The organism is Streptomyces sp. NPDC006643, assembly GCF_042870175.1.
GTDB lineage: Bacteria > Actinomycetota > Actinomycetes > Streptomycetales > Streptomycetaceae > Streptomyces.
Window position 1 is genome coordinate 195175 of record NZ_JBIAHA010000021.1, and the last position, 15345, is coordinate 210519.

The window sequence follows — 15345 nt, forward strand, 5'->3', positions numbered from 1 at the left end:
CCGGGCGCCCGGGTTCCGTGGACGGGGCTGAACGGGCCGGGCGCCCGAGGTCCGTGGGCGGGAATGACTACCCCGCCCACGGTCGTTGGCACCCGCATGAGCGCACCTGCTGACCCCACGCTGACCGGCGAAGTCCTCCGCTACACGGCCTTCTCGACCGATCCCGCCGGCGGCAACCCGGCCGGCGTCGTCCTCGACGCGTCCGGGCTGACGGACGACGCGATGCTCGCGATCGCCGCCGACCTCGGCTACAGCGAGTCCGCGTTCCTGACGGCCGCGCCGCGGGGCGTGGGTGAGCCGGGGCGGGCGTTCACCATCAGGTACTTCAGCCCGAAGGCGGAGGTCCCGTTCTGCGGCCACGCCACCGTCGCCACGGCCGTGGCGCTGGCGGAGCGGATCGGGGCGGGCGACCTGGTCTTCGAGACCCGCGCCGGGACGGTACCGGTGACGGTCGCGGCCACGGCGTCCGGCGATCTGCGGGCGACGCTCACGAGCGTCGAGCCGCACGTCGAGGACGTCACGGCGGCCGACCTCACGGAGGCGCTGGCCGCGCTCGGCTGGCCGGCCGGCGATATCGACCCGGCGCTGCCGCCGCGTATCGCGTACGCCGGCGCCCGCCACCTCGTCATCGGCGCGGCGACGCGCGCCCGGCTGGCGGACCTGAGTTACGACTTCGCCCGCCTCGAAGCCCTGATGCACCGGCTGGACCTGACCACGGTCCAACTGGTGTGGCGCGAATCGGCGGACGTCTTCCACGTACGCGACCCGTTCCCGGTGGGCGGCGTGGTGGAGGACCCGGCGACGGGCGCCGCGGCGGCGGCGTTCGGGGCGTACGCCCGTGAACTCGGCCTCGTCCCGGCGCAGTCCGTGCTCACGCTCCACCAGGGCGCGGACATGGGGCGGCCGGGCACCCTGACGGTGGAGCTGCGGACGGGCGACGCGCGCGTACGGGTGTCGGGCGCGGGCGCGCCGATCCCCGCGGCGTAGGTCCCGGCCCGCCACGTCTCACTCCTCCGGCTCGCGCTGCTACCGACAGGCCCCATCTCGCCCGCCTATGCTCACGGCATGGAGCAGAGCGAGGTCCTGAAGCGCGTGATCGGCATCCTGACGCAGGCCGGTGACTGGCAGCGCCGACTTGAGGAGGACACCGGCCAGGAACAGGACATGGACGCCGAGATGGGCGTCGTGACCGAACTGCTCAACGAGACGATGCCGCGCGTGGAGGTACCGGCCGACGCGACCCCTGAGGAACTCAGCACCCTGCTCGGCCGCGAGGTCGGCGGCGCGGTGGAACAGCTCGTGGGCGCGTTCACGCTCGCCTTCGTCACCCTGGCCCGCGTGCACGACGCGGGCGGCCCCGACGTCTCGTCGGCGGACATCCTCCAGGACCTGGCGCTGCGCGCCGAGGAGCTGTGACCGGGACGGCCCGTCAGCGCCGCCGGTTCCTGGGGTGGTCACGGGCCGTCCGCTCGTTCCCGAACTTGTACGCCCCGGTCCACCGCGCCATCACCAACTGCGCGTCCCCGCCCGCGACCTGATCCAGAAACTTCTCGGCCCGCGCCCCACGCAGGGTGCTCGCCACCCGCCCCCGACGCGTGATGACGACACTGCCGTCGGCGTGCCGCTCGTAACCGAAGCCGGTGGGTGGGGTCATCCCCCCATCCTCACGGGTCCCGCCGACCGGGGTCACGCCATTTTCGGGGCGGGGACCGGGGCCGGGTGGAGACCCCGGGCGGGCCGGGTCGGGGGCGCGCCTGGCACGTGAAGGTCGGGGCCCAGGGGGGTGGCGGCAGACGAGTCGGGCTCTACGCCGGATTCTGTCGCCCGGTCGCCTCGCGGCGGCCGGGGAGACGGCCATCCATCTAGGACCGACGTTGCCGTCGGCCTCCTGCGGTCTACCCGCGGACTCGGGCGGGCAGCCCTCGAACGTCCGCGCAGGGCCCTCTCGCGAGGGCCCCTCTTGACCTTGCTCCAAGTGGGGTTTACCTAGCCGCCTGAGTCACCTCAGGCGCTGGTGGTCTCTTACACCACCGTTTCACCCTTACCGGAGACCGAGGTCCCCGGCGGTCTGTTTTCTGTGGCACTGTCCCGCGGGTCACCCCGGGTGGGCGTTACCCACCACCTTGCCCTGTGGAGTCCGGACGTTCCTCGGGAGGATCAGAAGATCCTCACGCGGCCGTCCGCCCGGCTCGTCTGCCGTGATCGTCATGGTACCCGGCCGAACGGGCGGGGCGGTCCGGCCCGGCGCTTGACCTTGCCGCAACGTCAGGGTTTCTACTGGCCTCATGCGAATCGGAGAGATCGCCGCGCTCGTCGGGGTCACCTCGCGGGCGGTACGGCACTACCACCACATGGGCCTGCTGCCCGAGCCCGAACGGCGCTCCAACGGATACCGCGTCTACTCCGTGCGCGACGCCGTCCTGCTCGCCCGGATCCGCCGGCTCTCGGAGCTGGGGCTCAGCCTGGACGAGGTCCGGGACGTGCTCGCCGACGACGCCGGGCGGGAGCTGGCGGAGGTACTCGCCGAGCTGGACGAGGATCTGGCGCGGCAGGAGCAGGAGATCCGGGCCAGACGGCGCAGGCTCGCCGAGCTGACGGCGGGGAGGCTGACGCCCGAGGGTCCGGTGTCCCCCACGCTGGCACGGCTGCTGCGGGCCATGCCGGAGACGGATTCGGCGATGGCGGCCAAGGACCGCGAGCTGCTCGCCCTGCTCGACACCGCCGGCGCCGACGAGGCGTTCTACGACGCCCTGCACCCGCTGATGGACGATCCGGACGTCCTCGCCCTCTACGAGCGGCTCGACGCCCTCGCCGACGCCGCGCCGGACGATCCGCGGATCGGACCGCTCGCCGAGGCCTTGGCCGCACTGGTCACCGACCCGCTGCTGGACGCGATGCCGGACCAGGACGGGCCGTCGCTGGAAGGGGTCGGTGAGGCGATCCTCGCCGAGTTCGCCCCCGCGCAGGCCGCGGTGGCGCGACAGGTGATGGAAGCACTCGTCGCCAAGCAGCGGCGGCGCGCGGAAGAGAAGACGGGCCGGAAGGCAGACGGGACGGGGAGGGACCGAGATGAGTAGAGCCCTGTGGGTGTTCATACCGGCCGAGCTGACGCTGGTCGGGTGTCTGCTGGCGGGCGTGGCCGTCCCGGCGCCGGTGATCTGGGCCGCCGAGGCCGTCGTCCTGACGCTGCTGGTGGCCGAGGCCGTGCTCGTACGACGGCACTACCGGGCCGCGCGCCGGTCGGGGGCCGGGCAGCGCGCCGCCCTCACACGTGCCGTGGCGGCCGTCGTCCCGCCCACCGCGCGCCGCCTGCTCCTCAACGAGGCGCGAGGACTGACGAGTCTCGTCCGGTGGGTGGCCGGGCGTCGGCACGGCGTGCGCGAGGGCGATCTCGCCGCCCCGTACACCGGCCCGCAGACGGCGATGATGTACGGCTTCCTGTTCGTGTCCGTCGTCGAGACGGTGGCGCTGGCGATGCTCATCCCCTGGCCGCTGGTGCACATGATCCTGCTGGTGGTGGATGTGTACGGCGTGCTGATGGTCCTCGCGATGCACGCGGGCTGCGTCACCCGGCCGCACGTCGCCGGCGCCGACGGGTCGCTGCTGGTGCGCTGGGGCGTGCTGTTCGACATGCCGATCGCGAGTGGGCTGATCACCGCGGCGCGGGTCGAACGCCGTTACCCGGACGGCTCGTTGATCAAGATCGATGAGCCCGGCGGGACGCTCGACCTGATCGTGGGCGGCCAGACGACCGTACGGGTGGAGCTGAGCGAACCGGTCACGTTCGTACGTCCGATGGGCGGGCGCGGCACGGCCACGGTGGTCCGTTTCCACGCGGACGACCCGGCGGCGCTGGTGGCCCGGCTCAACCAGGTCAGAAAGGCGCGCGCCGAGGCGTCGGACGAGGCCGTGGGCGACGTCAGCGTGTGAGGGCGACACCGACGGTTCCGCCGTACGCGAGGTACGTGGCGGGCCTGGGAGCAGGCCGGCAGCAGGCGGGCGGCCACCGATCCCACCGCCTTCGCGTACGAGGGCGCCGGCGGATCCCGGAACGCGGCCTGGGCGTACGTCTACCGCGCCGACTCCGGCGAGGCGCGGGTGAACACCGCCCCGTCCGGCGGCTGACGGGGGACGCGCCACCGCCGAAGGACCCGTCCCGGGTGTCCCGGGGCGGGTCCTTCCGCATGGTCACGCTCCACCGCTTAACCTGGCGGACCGGGGGCCGCGTCCCCCCGTCGTCACGTCCTTGAGGAGAACCACCGTGCTCGTGCTGTTGCCGCCGTCGGAAGGCAAGGCCGCTTCCGGCCGTGGGGCTCCGCTGAAACCGGAGTCACTGTCGCTGCCCGGACTGGCCGGGGCACGGACCGCCGTGCTGGACGAACTGGTCGAGCTGTGCGCCGCCGACGAGGAGAAGGCCGCCGAGGTCCTGGGCCTGAGCGAGGGGCTGCGCGGCGAGATCGTCAAGAACGTGGCGCTGCGGACCGCGGGGACGCGTCCGGCCGGGGACATCTACACCGGTGTGCTGTACGACGCGCTCGGCCTCGCCACGCTGGACACCGCCGCGCGGCGGCGGGCCGGGAAATCGCTGCTGGTCTTCTCCGGGCTGTGGGGCGCGGTACGGATCGGTGACCGGATTCCGTCGTACCGCTGCTCGATGGGGGTACGGCTGCCGGGCGTCGGCGCGCTGGGCGCCCACTGGCGCAAGGCCATGGCCCCGGTCCTGCCCGAGGTGGCGGGCGACGGGCTCGTACTGGACCTGCGCTCGTCGTCGTACACACCGGCCTGGCGGCCAACGGGCGAGGTCGCGTCCCGTACGGCGACGGTGCGCGTCCTGCACGCGCAGCTCGTGGACGGGGTCGAGAAGCGGTCGGTGGTCAGCCACTTCAACAAGGCGACGAAGGGCCGGCTGGTCCGGGACCTGCTGATGGCGGGCGCCCGGCCCAGGAAGCCCGAGCAACTGGTGGAGACGCTGCGCGAGTTGGGGTATGTGGTGGAGGTCGCCGCGCCCGGCGGGGCGGGGCGGCCGTGGGCGCTGGACGTGGTGGTGACGGAGATCCACTGAGCGCTCCGGCCCCTGCTGTTGCGCAGGGCGCAACGCTCGTTGCGAGGAGCGTGGGCGGCGCGGCAGGATGGCGCCATGACCTCCGTGCTGGACCTCGCCCCCGTTGTCCCTGTCGTCGTCGTGGACGACGCCGCCGACGCCGTACCGCTGGCCCGCGCCCTGGTGGCGGGCGGCCTGCCCGCGATCGAGGTGACGCTGCGCACCCCGGCGGCGCTGGACGCGATCCGGGCGATCGCCGCGGAGGTGCCGGAGGCCGTGGTGGGCGCCGGGACGGTCATCTCGGCGCGGACGGTGACGGACTCGGTGGCCGCCGGGGCGCGCTTCCTGGTCAGCCCCGGCTGGACGGACACGCTGCTGGAGGCGATGCGGGCGTCCGGGGTGCCGTTCCTGCCGGGCGTCTCGACGACGTCGGAGGTCGTGGCGCTGCTGGAGCGCGGCGTGAGCGAGATGAAGTTCTTCCCGGCGGAGGCGGCGGGCGGCACGGCGTACCTCAAGTCCCTGTCGGGCCCGCTCCCCCAGGCCCGGTTCTGCCCGACGGGCGGGATCTCCCTGGCGACGGCGGGTTCGTATCTGGCGCTGAAGAACGTGGGCTGCGTGGGCGGCTCCTGGATGCTGCCGGCGGACGCGATCACGGCGAAGAACTGGCCCCGGGTGGAGAAACTGGCCCGCGAGGCGGCGTCGCTGCGCTGACCACGCGGGGGCGTACGGGGGTACGGGGCTGCGCGCCCACGGGTGACCGGCCCGCCGCCCGGCCAAGCCGTCCAGCCCCACGCCCGGCCGCTCCCCCAGCGCGTCACCGACCTGGCGGCCCAACTCGTCGCGTTCCTGGTGCGGTTGGGCCCGCGGTGACGGGGTCGACTCGATCAGGGCGAGTCCCGCCGGCTCCCCTTGCGACCGGTGGATCCCGCCCTGCCACTCACGCGGCGCGGCATGGAGCGAATCCCCCCGGGGGTGATTCGCCGCCGGGGCGAGCCGGGACACATCCGCCACGCGCCCGGCGGTGGCGTCCACGCCGCCGAACACCACGTCCTCCTTGGACGCGAAGTAGCGGAAGAAGCTGCGCTTGGACAGACCGGCCGCGCGGGCGATGTCGTCCACGAGGTCGTCCAGGAGGAGCGCGTGCGCACAGCGGTCAGCGGCCTGTGCGCACGCCTCATGTGATGTCCCGCGTCCGTCGCCGGTCCCGCGGCTCAGCGCAGGTGGGACGTGTCGTTCAGCAGCCGTACCGACGCGTTGCCGTCCGCGTAGTACGCGACCGCCGACAGCGACGCCGCCGACAGTTCCATCCGGAACAGGGACTCCGGCGGTGCTCCCAGTGCCAGTCTGACCAGGGTCTTCACCGGTGTCACATGCGTGACGACCAGCACCGTGCGTGCCGGGTGGCGCGCCAGCAGCGCGTCCCGGGCCGCCGCGACCCGGGTCGCGACCGAGGTGAAGCTCTCGCCGCCGCCGGTCGGCGCCACGTCGGGCGAGGCCAGCCAGGCGCTGAGATCGTCCGCGTACCGCTCCCTGACCTCGGCGAACGTCATCCCTTCCCAGGCGCCGAAGTCCGTCTCACGCAGCCCGTCCTCGACGCTCACCTCCAGGCCGAGCCGGGTGGCCACCGCGCCGGCCGTCTCGCGGCAGCGCCGCAGCGGTGAGGAGACGACGGCCTGGATCGTGCCGCGCGCGGCGAGCGCCGTCGCGACGGCGTCGGCCTGCCTGCGGCCGACCGCGGACAGTTCGGGGTCGCTGCCGCCGCTGCCCGAGAAGCGCTTCTCGGGGGTGAGGGCCGTCTCGCCGTGCCGCAGCAGCACGAACGTGGCGGGCGTACCGAGGTCGGCGGAGCCCCAGCCGACGGGCGGCGCGGCCTGCTCGGGGACGGCGGGGATCAGTTCGTACGCGGCGGCCAGCGCGGCACGCGCCTTGGCCGCGCCGGCCGCCGCGTCCCCCGGCGGCCCCTCGGGGGCGGGGGCGGCCGGGCGCGTCCTCGCGCCCAGCTCCGCCGTCGACCGCGACGGCTCCCACTGCTTGCCCTTCTTGCCCGCGTCCATCGCCTCGTTGGCGAGCCGGTCGGCGTGCTTGTTCTTCTCGCGCGGGATCCACTCGTAGCGGACCTGCCCGGTGGGAAGGACCCGCGCGGCCTCGGCGGCCAGCGGCTTCATGTCCGGGTGCTTGATCTTCCAGCGGCCCGACATCTGCTCCACGACGAGTTTGGAGTCCATCCGCACATGTACGTCGGCGGCCGGGTCGAGCGCCTTCGCGGCCTTCAGGCCGGCGATCAGCCCCTTGTACTCGGCGACGTTGTTCGTGGCGACGCCGATGTACTCGGCGGCCTCGGCGAGCGTCTCACCGGTCACCGCGTCGATGACGACGGCGCCGTACCCCGCCGGGCCGGGGTTGCCCCGTGAGCCGCCGTCCGCCTCGACGACGAATTTCGGCATCTACAGACCCGATTCGGACGTACGGACAAGAATGCGGCGGCAGTTCTCGCACCGCAGGACGGTGCTGGGGCTCGCCGCCTTGACCTCGTTGACCTCGGTGATGTTCAGCTCCAGCCGGCAGCCCTCGCAGCGGCGCTGGTAGAGACGGGCCGCGCCGACGCCGCCCTGCTGGACGCGCAGCTTCTCGTACAGCTTGAGGAGATCGGCGGGGATCGTCGCCGAGACGGTCTCCCGCTCCTTGGTCGCCGTCGCCTCCTCGGCGCTGATGGTCCCGGCGGCGGTGTCGCGGCGCGTGACCGCGTCGTCCGCCTTGGCCTGGACCGAGGAGACCCGTTCCGTCAGCTCGGCCGCGCGCTCCTGGGCGGCCTCGCGGCGCTCCATCACTTCGAGGACGACGTCCTCCAGGTCCCCCTGGCGCTTGGCGAGCGAGACGATCTCGCGCTGAAGGCTTTCGAGGTCCTTCGGCGAGGTGACGGCGCCGGAGTCGAGCCGCTGCTGGTCGCGTACGGCGCGCTGGCGGACCTGGTCGACGTCCTGCTCCGCCTTCGTCTGCTCGCGCGCGGTGTCGCTCTCCTCGGTCTGCGAGGCGACCAGCAGGTCGCGCAGTTGGGTCAGGTCCTTGGTCAGCGACTCGATCTCGGCGTGCTCGGGCAGCGAGTCGCGCCGGTGGGCGAGCTGCTGGAGTCGCAGATCCAGGGCCTGGACGTCGAGGAGTCGGATCTGGTCGGCGGGGTCGGCGTTCAGTTGGGGGCTCCTGAGGAATGGTGGGAGGACCAGGGGTCGGTGACCGTCTTCGAGACATGGACCCGCAGGTCCCAGCCGTGGCGGTCGGAGATCTCGTCGAGCTGGGTGGCCGCCAGTTCGCACCAGGGCCACTCGGTGGCCCAGTGCGCGGCGTCGACCAGTGCCAGCGGTGTGTGCTGCGTGGCCTCGGAGACCGGGTGGTGGCGCAGGTCGGCGGTGAGGAAGACGTCCACACCCGCCGCCCGTACCTGGTCGAAGAGGCTGTCGCCGGATCCGCCGCTCACGGCGACGGTACGGACGACGGCGTCGGGGTCGCCGGCCACGCGGATGCCCTGCGCGGTGGCGGGCAGCCGGTGCGCGGCGCGCGCGGCGAAGTCGCGGAGGGTGGCGGGCCGGTCGAGTTCGCAGATCCGGCCGAGACCGCGGCGGCCCGCCGGGTCGGTCGGGTCGGGTACGAGGGGGCCCACGACGCGCAGGTCGAGCGCGCCTGCGAGAGCGTCGGAGACGCCCGGATCGGCGCTGTCGGCGTTGGTGTGCGCGACGTGCAGCGCGATGTCGTGCTTGATGAGGGTGTGCACGACGCGGCCCTTGAAGGTGCCGGCGGCGACCGTCGTCGTCCCCCGCAGATAGAGCGGGTGGTGGGTGAGGATCAGATCCGCGCCGAGCGAAAGGGCCTCGTCCACGACGGACTGGACGGGATCGACGGCGATGAGGACACGGGTCACCGGGGCGTCGGGATCGCCGCAGACGGTACCGACGGCGTCCCACTGTTCGGCCCGTTCGGGCGGCCAGAGGGCGTCGAACTGGGCGAGGACTTCGGACAGGCGGGGCACGGGGGAAAGGCTACCTGCCGACCATGGCGCACCCACCATGGCCGGTCGACCCCCGGGGACCCGGGGGGCCGGCCGCGTCCTCGCCTTCCGGCCCCGCCGGCCACGGGCCGGGGGCGCGGCCGGACCGGGGGCGTGGCCGGACCCGGACCAGGGGCGCGGCCGGACCGGGCAGTTTTGGAGAAGCACCGGTGCCCCGCCCGCCCCTACCGTCGGAGACATGAACTTCATCGACTCCGTCACCCTTGAGGTGGCCGACACCACGGCCGCCGCCCGCTTCTACTCCACCGCCCTGGGACTGGACCCCTCCCACGTGCGCCTGCGCGCCTCCGAAGCCCCCACGACCGGCTTCCGCGGTTTCACGCTGTCGCTCGTGGTGTCCCAGCCGGGCAACGTCGACGCCCTCATCAACGCGGCCCTGGACGCCGGCGCCACCGCCGTCAGACCCGCCGCGAAGTCGCTGTGGGGCTACGGCGGCGTCGTAACGGCCCCGGACGGCACGATCTGGAAGATCGCGACGTCGAAGAAGAAGGACACCGGCCCGGTCACCCGGGACTTCGACGAGTTGGTGCTCCTGCTGGGCGTCGAGGACGTGAAGGCCACCAAGCAGTTCTACGTCGAGCGGGGCCTGACGGTGGGCAGGAGCTTCGGCGGCAAGTACGTCGAGTTCGACACCGGGTCCGGCCCCGTCAAGCTGGCTCTCTACAAGCGCGCCGCTCTCGCCAAGGACGCGGGCGTCCCCGCCGACGGCACCGGGTCGCACCGGCTCGTACTCGCCAGCGCGACCGGCCCGTTCAGCGACCCCGACGGATTCGTCTGGGAGGCCGCGGCCCCGCTGACCGCCACGGTCTGACACCCCGTGCGCCCAAGGCCGCGGCCCCGCGCGTCACTTGGCCAGATATCCGCGCAGGTCGTCCAGCACCAGCCCGGCCGCGGTGACGCCGAGGCCCAGGTACCAGGTCTCGTCCGGTACGTCGACGGCCTGCCCGGCCCCGACGGCCTCGAGGTTCTTCCAGAGCGGGTTGGAGCGGGCGGTGTCCCGCTTGGTGGCCTTCGGGTCGCCGTACACCCCGGTGAAGATCCAGTCGGCGTCCGCCTCGTCGATCTTCTCGGGGCTGACCTCGGCGGCGAGGTCGTTGATCTGCTGGTTCGCGGGCCTCGGCAGGCCGACGTCCTCAAGGATCGTGCCGATGAAGGACGCCTTGGCGTACAGGCGGATCTTGCCCGGCATGTACCGCACCATCGAGACGGTCGGCTTGTCGGCGCCGATGTCGGCGGACAGCGCCTTGACCTTGGTGTCGTACGCGCCCAGCGCCTTCTCGGCCGCAGCGCTCCGGTCGAGCGCCGCCGCGTTGAGCCGGAAGTTCTCCTTCCAGGTGAAGCCGGGGCGGATGGCGAACACGGTGGGGGCGATCTTCGACAGCTCGTCGTACTTGTCGGCGGCGCGGAGCTGGCTGCCGAGGATCAGGTCGGGCTTGAGGGCCGCGATGGCCTCCAGGTTGAGCCCGTTGATGGTGCCGACGTTCTTGGGGCTGCCCGCGCCCTTCTTCAGATACGCGGGGATGCCCTCGTCGCCCTCGGTGGGCGCGTAGCCGACGGGCTCGACACCGAGGGAGACGACGTTGTCGAACTCGCCGACGTCGAGCACGATGACCCGCTCGGGCCGCGCCTTGAGCTCGGTCTCGCCCATGGCGTGGGTGACGGTACGGGGGAACTCACCCGGCTTGGCGTCGGTGCCGTAGCCCGCGGTCTTCTCGGCCGCCTCCGCGAAGTCCTCGCCGCCCTGCGCGACGGCCTTCTTGTCGGCGCCGGCGCCGGGGGCCGCCTTCTCGTCCGCCCCTCCGTCGCTTCCGCAGGCCGCGAGGGAGAGGGCGGCGGCGAGGGCCACCAGTGCGGCCGTGCCGCGACGTCTGACGGACATCATGTACTCCAAGGCTCTTACTTAGGGATGCCTTACCAACTCTCCGGGAACGTACAGGCCGGATCCCGCTTTGCGGAAACTGATCCCCGGTCAGCTCTCCCGGATCCTCCCGGGCATCCGGGAAAACCCCAGCTCCGGCGTCCGGTGGGCGGCGTACCGTGGCACCGTGGCAGCGAGCGAGCATCTGGGCAAGACACTCCGGCGCCTGCGGCGGCTGGCCGGTCTCACACAGGAGGAGCTGGCGGAACGCGCCGACGTGTCCGTGGACGTGGTCCGTCAGCTCGAACAGCAGCGGAAGCACTCGGCGCGCCTCCCCACGCTGCACGCTCTCGCGAACGGCCTCGGCGTGGAGCTGACCACGCTCCTGGGGGACCCGCCCGCGGTCACGTCGACCGGCGAGAACAACGGTCCACGTCTGGTCGCGGTACGGCGCGCCATCATGCCGCCGCTCTGGGGGCCGGCGCCCGAGCCGACCGGCCCCGGCTTCTCGCTCGATCATCTGCGTGAGCGGATCGCCGACGGCTGGTCGCAGTACCACAACGCCGAGTTCGACGACGTGATGAAGATCCTTCCCGAGCTGATCTCGTTGGCGCGTTCAGCGTCGGTGTCGGGCGGCGACGACGAGCGCGGAGCCGGTTTCGCCGCACTGGGGAAGGCGTTCCAACTGGCCGGCCACGTCGCGATCCGGCTGGGCACGACCGACCTCGCGCTGGCGAGTCTGGAACGCGCGCAGGACGCCGCGGGACGGTCCTCCGACGCACTGCTCCTGCCGATGGTCGTCAACTCCACAGCGTGGGCGTATCAGCGGCAAGGACGCCTGGAGGACGCGCTGTACATCGCGACCCGGGCCGCGCGCGACATGGAGGCGGCGGGCCTCACGGACACCGCCGACGGGCTGAAGGTGTGGGGAGCGCTCAGCATGAGCGCCGCCACCTCGGCGGCCCGGAGCCGTGACTACGAGCGTGCGGCTTCGATGATGGAGGCGGCGGAGAAGGAGGCGGCCCGCGTCGCCAAGTTGCCGGCCGGTGACGACAGCCGCATGGTCAGCGTGTTCAGCCCCTCGTCGGTCCGTATCGAGCGCGTCAGGCTGGCCGTTCAGTACGGGCGTCCCGAGCAGGCTCTGGCGCTCGCCAAGGGCATCCGTCTCGCCAAGGACACACCGCCGTCGTGGCGAACGTGGCTGCTCCTCGACGTGGCCCGCGCCCACACGGACATCGGGGACGCCGCCGGGGCGGTCAAGACCCTGGAATCCCTGCGCCGCGTGGCCCCGACGTGGATGCGGCACCACACCTTGGCGGTGGCCATAGTGCGCGATCTGTGGGCGCTCCCCAACCACCCGCCGGGGCTCGGGCCGTTGGCCGAGTTCCTGGGCGTCTCCTAGCTCCGAAAAGTGGGACGTTGCGTCCCTGTGCCTGCTCCCGGCATGCCGAAAAGCTGGTCCCGTGACCGGCCCCGCGACCGGTCACGCAACCGGTCCCGCGACCTCGACCACGGTCCGGGTCATGGCCCACGCCCTCGGCAGGAGCGATCGACGTGTACGACAACACCCAACTGGTCTCCCGGAAGCGCCGGTTACGGACACCCGCATGACCGGCGGGACGTTCAGCCCCTGGTACCAGTTGGCCGCGCTGCGAGCCGCCGGCGAGCGGGCGGACACGGAGCGCGTGAACCACACACAGGGCTGCCCGCACTGCCGTACACCCGGCGTCGTCTGTCTGAAGGCGGAGGGGATCCGCGCCGCCTGGGTGGATTCCAGGCGCGCCGCCGACTCCTTCGCCTGGAGCGGCTTCCTCTCCCACACCCAGCAGTGCGCCGCGTGCCGGGCGACCGGCAGGTTCTGCGAGATCGCCACCGAGTGGAAAGAGACCGTCCGGGCTACCCAGCTGGCGGTGGGGAGGGACGAGTGAACGACAAGCCGGCGTCGGTCGCCTCCGCGGCCGGGCCTATCGCGCACCGAGAGCGGCGGCCTGCCCGCGGCAGTGCTCCAGCGCCGCCCTCACCTCCGACCGGCCGGGGCCGGTCTCGCCGGCCAGTGGTCCGTCGGCAAGTAGTTCGCCGGCCGCCGTCATCGCTGCCCAGAAGTCGGGCGGTGAGCCCCGCCCGTCCTGGAACCGGGCCCCGGCGAAGTACAGGAAGATCTTGGTCAGCTCCCCGCTGCGGAACAACTTGAGCACGCCGGCCCGATGGCCTCCTCGCGCGGCGGCGGCACTGCCCAGCAGCTCGCGGACGCGTTCGCCGCGCTCGTCAAGGATCCGGTCCACGACGAACATGCCCCCGAAACGAAGTACGTCGGCGACGATTTCTTCCTCTCCCACCGCGAACTCCGTGAAGAATGGCTGGAGTTCGCGGAGCCGGGCTTCGGCGTCCGTGCGGGGTACGCCCAGGGCCGAGCACACGGCCAACGCGCAGGCGCCCCACTCGCCGGTCCGCGCGGCCAGCTCGGCGAAGACCTCCTCGGCGCGCCGTCCCTCGGCGAGCATCTCCCGGGCCGCCAGAGCCGGCGCGTCCTCGCCATCCCCATGACTCATGGCGGGAGGCTACCTCGGCCGGGTGACAAGTCACCCGAGCACAGCCGCCCCCTCCCCCACAGCCGAACCCTGGACCGGCCACCCTTACGTGTGAAGCGGGTGGTCACCTGTTGTTCGGCAGCGAGTGCGAACCTAGCGTCGTCGCCGGAGGTGACGGATCGATGACAGCCTGTGTCATTGACGGCGCGCAGAGCGTGGAGGGTGTCGCGGCGGACGGAGACGTCCCGCGTACGGGGTTCGCGATCGCGGCGGACGGTTCGTACGCGGCCCGGCTGACCCTCGGTGACGGCCTTTCCGACGGCGCCGGGGACGCCTGGTTCCCCGAGCGGTGGACGCTGGACGGGCCGGAGCCGTACGCCGTACCGCTTCCCCTCGACCAGCCCGAGGAGCCCGACGCCGAGGTGCTGCCGCTGGCCGACGGGCGGGTGCTGATCCACCGGCGGGTGGCGGACCGGCAGGCGTTCTCGCTGCTCTATCCGACCGGGCCGGTGACGGGTGAACTGCCGCTGGGCGCGGTCGAGTGCGCGGAGCTGACCCTGCTGCCGCCGTCGCCCGACGGCACGAGCGCCTACGCGCTGGCGCCCGGCGAAGGCGGCACGACCGTCTGGCTGGTGGCGGGCGGCGCCTTCGGCCCGGAACCGGTCGCGACGGTACGGGGACGGTGCACGGGCGGCGTCTGGCTCGACGGTACGGGGCGGCTGCTGGCCCTCGACCGCGAACTGGACGGCGTGGTCAAGGCCGTGGCCGTCGATCTGGAACGGGGCGGCGAGGTCAGCCCGTTGCTCCAGATCACGGAGGAGAGCAACGACCGGCTGCTGCTGGCCGACGCCGACAGCGGTCTGCTGCTGATCCGTTCGGACGCGCCGGGCCACGACCGCATCGGCTGGGGTGTGCTGGGCAGCGCGCGGCCGGTGCGGTTCCCCGAGTGCCTGCGGCCGGCGGACCGTACCGTCACCCCGTTCGCCGTGCAGCCGGGGCAGGTCCTGATGCCGGAGAGCTGCGCGGTGGCGCTGCGGATCGACGGTCCGGCCGGTACCTGGGTGGGGACCTGGCGGCCGTCGGGGCGGCGGCTGCATCAGCAGGCGGCGCCGGAGGGCTGGCTGGCGGGGGCGGGGCTGTGGTCGCGGGAGGGGGTGCTCCAACTGCCGTACGCCACGGGCGCGATGCCGTGCGGCGTGGCCCGGCTGGAGGCCCCGCGCGACGTACCACCGGACGCGTCGCAGGACGCACCGACGGACGTACCGCAGGACGTACGGACCGAATTGCCCACAGAACCCGCACAACCGGAAGCCGCAGATGGGAATGGGTCCGTACCCCGGGCAACTCGCCTCGTACGCAAGCCGGTTCCGCTCCAGCAGGCACCTCTCACCGGGCGTACGGCCCCCGGATAGGGCTGGTTAGAATTTTGCCGCGGGTCCGGGCCGGTCGGTAGCTACGGGGACGGCCGGCCCCCGTGCGCCACCAGCAGTGAAAGCAGTGACAGCACCGAGACATCAGCGATCCAACGGGGTGACTTCCCACATGTCTGAAAGCCGAACAGACACGGCCCAGGACCGTCCGCACCAGGCGGCCGGCGACCAGGACGACACCGGCCACGGAAAACACCGGGGCGGGGCCGCCGCGACGGACGACTCGCAGTCGTCGGCCCACGGACGCCACCGCCGTCCCGGCGACAACTCCGAGGCGGCCTAGGTCTTCTCCACGGGCGGGGGGGGGGGGGGGGGGGGGGGGGGGGGGGGGGCGGGCGCGGGCGCGCGGGGGGGGGGGGGGCCCGGCCCGCCCCGCCGCGCCCCCCCCCCCCCCCCCCCGAACCCCCCCCCCCCCCCCCCCCCCCCCC

At 73.0% G+C, this 15345-nt stretch carries 17 protein-coding genes, 1 other RNA gene and 1 pseudogene; 11 read left to right on the forward strand and 8 right to left on the reverse strand.

The annotated features are described in order from the left end of the window. Positions 1-96 precede the first annotated feature (96 nt). Positions 97-987: a PhzF family phenazine biosynthesis isomerase gene (locus tag ACFYNU_RS27520; RefSeq protein ID WP_356594198.1), complete on the forward strand. Its 891-nt coding sequence runs from the start codon at positions 97-99 to the stop codon at positions 985-987. A 78-nt stretch (positions 988-1065) separates the two neighbouring features. Beyond that, a complete protein-coding gene (locus ACFYNU_RS27525) occupies positions 1066-1416 on the forward strand; it encodes a hypothetical protein (RefSeq protein ID WP_069626692.1) in 351 nt (116 codons plus the stop codon). A 13-nt stretch (positions 1417-1429) separates the two neighbouring features. On the opposite strand, the gene ACFYNU_RS27530 is transcribed toward ACFYNU_RS27525, so the two are convergent. Further along, on the reverse strand, positions 1430-1654 hold the full coding sequence (locus ACFYNU_RS27530) for a hypothetical protein (RefSeq protein WP_356594200.1): 225 nt from the start codon (positions 1652-1654) through the stop codon (positions 1430-1432). 136 nt (positions 1655-1790) lie between these two features. Next, an RNA gene (gene rnpB / locus ACFYNU_RS27535) (RNase P RNA component class A) lies at positions 1791-2192 on the reverse strand. Between the two features lie 93 nt (positions 2193-2285). On the opposite strand from rnpB, the gene ACFYNU_RS27540 reads away from it, so the two are divergent. The 4 genes from ACFYNU_RS27540 (at position 2286) to eda (ending at position 5752) form a co-directional block, all read left to right on the forward strand. After that, a complete protein-coding gene (locus ACFYNU_RS27540) occupies positions 2286-3077 on the forward strand; it encodes a MerR family transcriptional regulator (protein ID WP_356594202.1) in 792 nt (263 codons plus the stop codon). Further along, positions 3070-3930 (forward strand): hypothetical protein, encoded by an 861-nt coding sequence (locus tag ACFYNU_RS27545; protein ID WP_356594204.1) that lies wholly within the window; start codon positions 3070-3072, stop codon positions 3928-3930. Before ACFYNU_RS27540 ends, ACFYNU_RS27545 begins: the two co-directional genes overlap by 8 nt. A 331-nt stretch (positions 3931-4261) precedes the next feature. Continuing rightward, positions 4262-5062, forward strand: a complete 801-nt coding sequence (gene yaaA, locus ACFYNU_RS27550) for a peroxide stress protein YaaA (RefSeq protein ID WP_356594206.1) — start codon at positions 4262-4264, stop codon at positions 5060-5062. Between the two features lie 75 nt (positions 5063-5137). Then, positions 5138-5752: a bifunctional 4-hydroxy-2-oxoglutarate aldolase/2-dehydro-3-deoxy-phosphogluconate aldolase gene (gene eda / locus ACFYNU_RS27555; RefSeq protein ID WP_356594208.1), complete on the forward strand. Its 615-nt coding sequence runs from the start codon at positions 5138-5140 to the stop codon at positions 5750-5752. A 342-nt stretch (positions 5753-6094) separates the two neighbouring features. On the opposite strand, the pseudogene ACFYNU_RS27560 reads toward eda, so the two are convergent. From ACFYNU_RS27560 to ACFYNU_RS27575, 4 genes and pseudogenes are all read right to left on the reverse strand, one after another. Beyond that, positions 6095-6160 (reverse strand): annotated as a pseudogene (locus tag ACFYNU_RS27560) (TetR family transcriptional regulator); the annotation flags it as partial. A 92-nt stretch (positions 6161-6252) separates the two neighbouring features. Next, positions 6253-7485, reverse strand: a complete 1233-nt coding sequence (locus tag ACFYNU_RS27565; RefSeq protein WP_356594210.1) for a bifunctional RNase H/acid phosphatase — start codon at positions 7483-7485, stop codon at positions 6253-6255. Continuing rightward, positions 7486-8229, reverse strand: coding sequence for a C4-type zinc ribbon domain-containing protein (locus tag ACFYNU_RS27570; RefSeq protein ID WP_356594241.1), 744 nt, complete (start codon positions 8227-8229; stop codon positions 7486-7488). Then, positions 8226-9062 carry a Nif3-like dinuclear metal center hexameric protein gene (locus ACFYNU_RS27575; protein ID WP_356594212.1) on the reverse strand — a complete coding sequence of 279 codons (837 nt, stop codon included), beginning with the start codon at positions 9060-9062 and terminating at the stop codon, positions 8226-8228. Before ACFYNU_RS27575 ends, ACFYNU_RS27570 begins: the two co-directional genes overlap by 4 nt. Before the next feature lie 217 nt (positions 9063-9279). Here ACFYNU_RS27575 and ACFYNU_RS27580 point away from each other — a divergent pair, with 217 nt between their 5' ends. Next, positions 9280-9912: a glyoxalase gene (locus ACFYNU_RS27580; protein ID WP_356594214.1), complete on the forward strand. Its 633-nt coding sequence runs from the start codon at positions 9280-9282 to the stop codon at positions 9910-9912. A 33-nt stretch (positions 9913-9945) separates the two neighbouring features. On the opposite strand, the gene ACFYNU_RS27585 is transcribed toward ACFYNU_RS27580, so the two are convergent. Beyond that, positions 9946-10980 carry an iron-siderophore ABC transporter substrate-binding protein gene (locus ACFYNU_RS27585; RefSeq protein ID WP_356594216.1) on the reverse strand — a complete coding sequence of 345 codons (1035 nt, stop codon included), beginning with the start codon at positions 10978-10980 and terminating at the stop codon, positions 9946-9948. A gap of 166 nt (positions 10981-11146) precedes the next feature. Here ACFYNU_RS27585 and ACFYNU_RS27590 point away from each other — a divergent pair, with 166 nt between their 5' ends. Together ACFYNU_RS27590 and ACFYNU_RS27595 are read left to right on the forward strand one after the other, a co-directional pair. After that, a complete protein-coding gene (locus ACFYNU_RS27590; protein WP_356594217.1) occupies positions 11147-12361 on the forward strand; it encodes a helix-turn-helix transcriptional regulator in 1215 nt (404 codons plus the stop codon). Positions 12362-12566: 205 nt separating this feature from the next. Beyond that, entirely contained in the window at positions 12567-12887 is a 321-nt protein-coding gene (locus ACFYNU_RS27595; protein WP_356594219.1) for a hypothetical protein, read from the forward strand. A 36-nt stretch (positions 12888-12923) separates the two neighbouring features. Here ACFYNU_RS27595 and ACFYNU_RS27600 read toward each other — a convergent pair whose 3' ends face one another. Further along, a complete protein-coding gene (locus tag ACFYNU_RS27600) occupies positions 12924-13508 on the reverse strand; it encodes a hypothetical protein (protein WP_356594221.1) in 585 nt (194 codons plus the stop codon). A 161-nt stretch (positions 13509-13669) separates the two neighbouring features. Here ACFYNU_RS27600 and ACFYNU_RS27605 point away from each other — a divergent pair, with 161 nt between their 5' ends. After that, a complete protein-coding gene (locus tag ACFYNU_RS27605; RefSeq protein ID WP_356594223.1) occupies positions 13670-14899 on the forward strand; it encodes a hypothetical protein in 1230 nt (409 codons plus the stop codon). 130 nt (positions 14900-15029) lie between these two features. After that, positions 15030-15200, forward strand: a complete 171-nt coding sequence (locus ACFYNU_RS27610) for a hypothetical protein (protein WP_356594225.1) — start codon at positions 15030-15032, stop codon at positions 15198-15200. Positions 15201-15345: the final 145 nt, after the last annotated feature.

Excerpts from the sequence above, each read along its gene's own strand:
- ACFYNU_RS27520 (WP_356594198.1), top strand. The coding sequence starts at position 97 with ATGAGCGCACCTGCTGACCCCACGCTGACCGGCGAAGTCCTCCGCTAC.
- ACFYNU_RS27525 (WP_069626692.1), top strand. The coding sequence starts at position 1,066 with ATGGAGCAGAGCGAGGTCCTGAAGCGCGTGATCGGCATCCTGACGCAG.
- ACFYNU_RS27530 (WP_356594200.1), bottom strand. The coding sequence starts at position 1,654 with ATGACCCCACCCACCGGCTTCGGTTACGAGCGGCACGCCGACGGCAGT.
- ACFYNU_RS27540 (WP_356594202.1), top strand. The coding sequence starts at position 2,286 with ATGCGAATCGGAGAGATCGCCGCGCTCGTCGGGGTCACCTCGCGGGCG.
- ACFYNU_RS27545 (WP_356594204.1), top strand. The coding sequence starts at position 3,070 with ATGAGTAGAGCCCTGTGGGTGTTCATACCGGCCGAGCTGACGCTGGTC.
- eda (WP_356594208.1), top strand. The coding sequence starts at position 5,138 with ATGACCTCCGTGCTGGACCTCGCCCCCGTTGTCCCTGTCGTCGTCGTG.
- ACFYNU_RS27565 (WP_356594210.1), bottom strand. The coding sequence starts at position 7,485 with ATGCCGAAATTCGTCGTCGAGGCGGACGGCGGCTCACGGGGCAACCCC.
- ACFYNU_RS27580 (WP_356594214.1), top strand. The coding sequence starts at position 9,280 with ATGAACTTCATCGACTCCGTCACCCTTGAGGTGGCCGACACCACGGCC.
- ACFYNU_RS27585 (WP_356594216.1), bottom strand. The coding sequence starts at position 10,980 with ATGTCCGTCAGACGTCGCGGCACGGCCGCACTGGTGGCCCTCGCCGCC.
- ACFYNU_RS27595 (WP_356594219.1), top strand. The coding sequence starts at position 12,567 with ATGACCGGCGGGACGTTCAGCCCCTGGTACCAGTTGGCCGCGCTGCGA.
- ACFYNU_RS27600 (WP_356594221.1), bottom strand. The coding sequence starts at position 13,508 with ATGAGTCATGGGGATGGCGAGGACGCGCCGGCTCTGGCGGCCCGGGAG.
- ACFYNU_RS27605 (WP_356594223.1), top strand. The coding sequence starts at position 13,670 with ATGACAGCCTGTGTCATTGACGGCGCGCAGAGCGTGGAGGGTGTCGCG.
- ACFYNU_RS27610 (WP_356594225.1), top strand. The coding sequence starts at position 15,030 with ATGTCTGAAAGCCGAACAGACACGGCCCAGGACCGTCCGCACCAGGCG.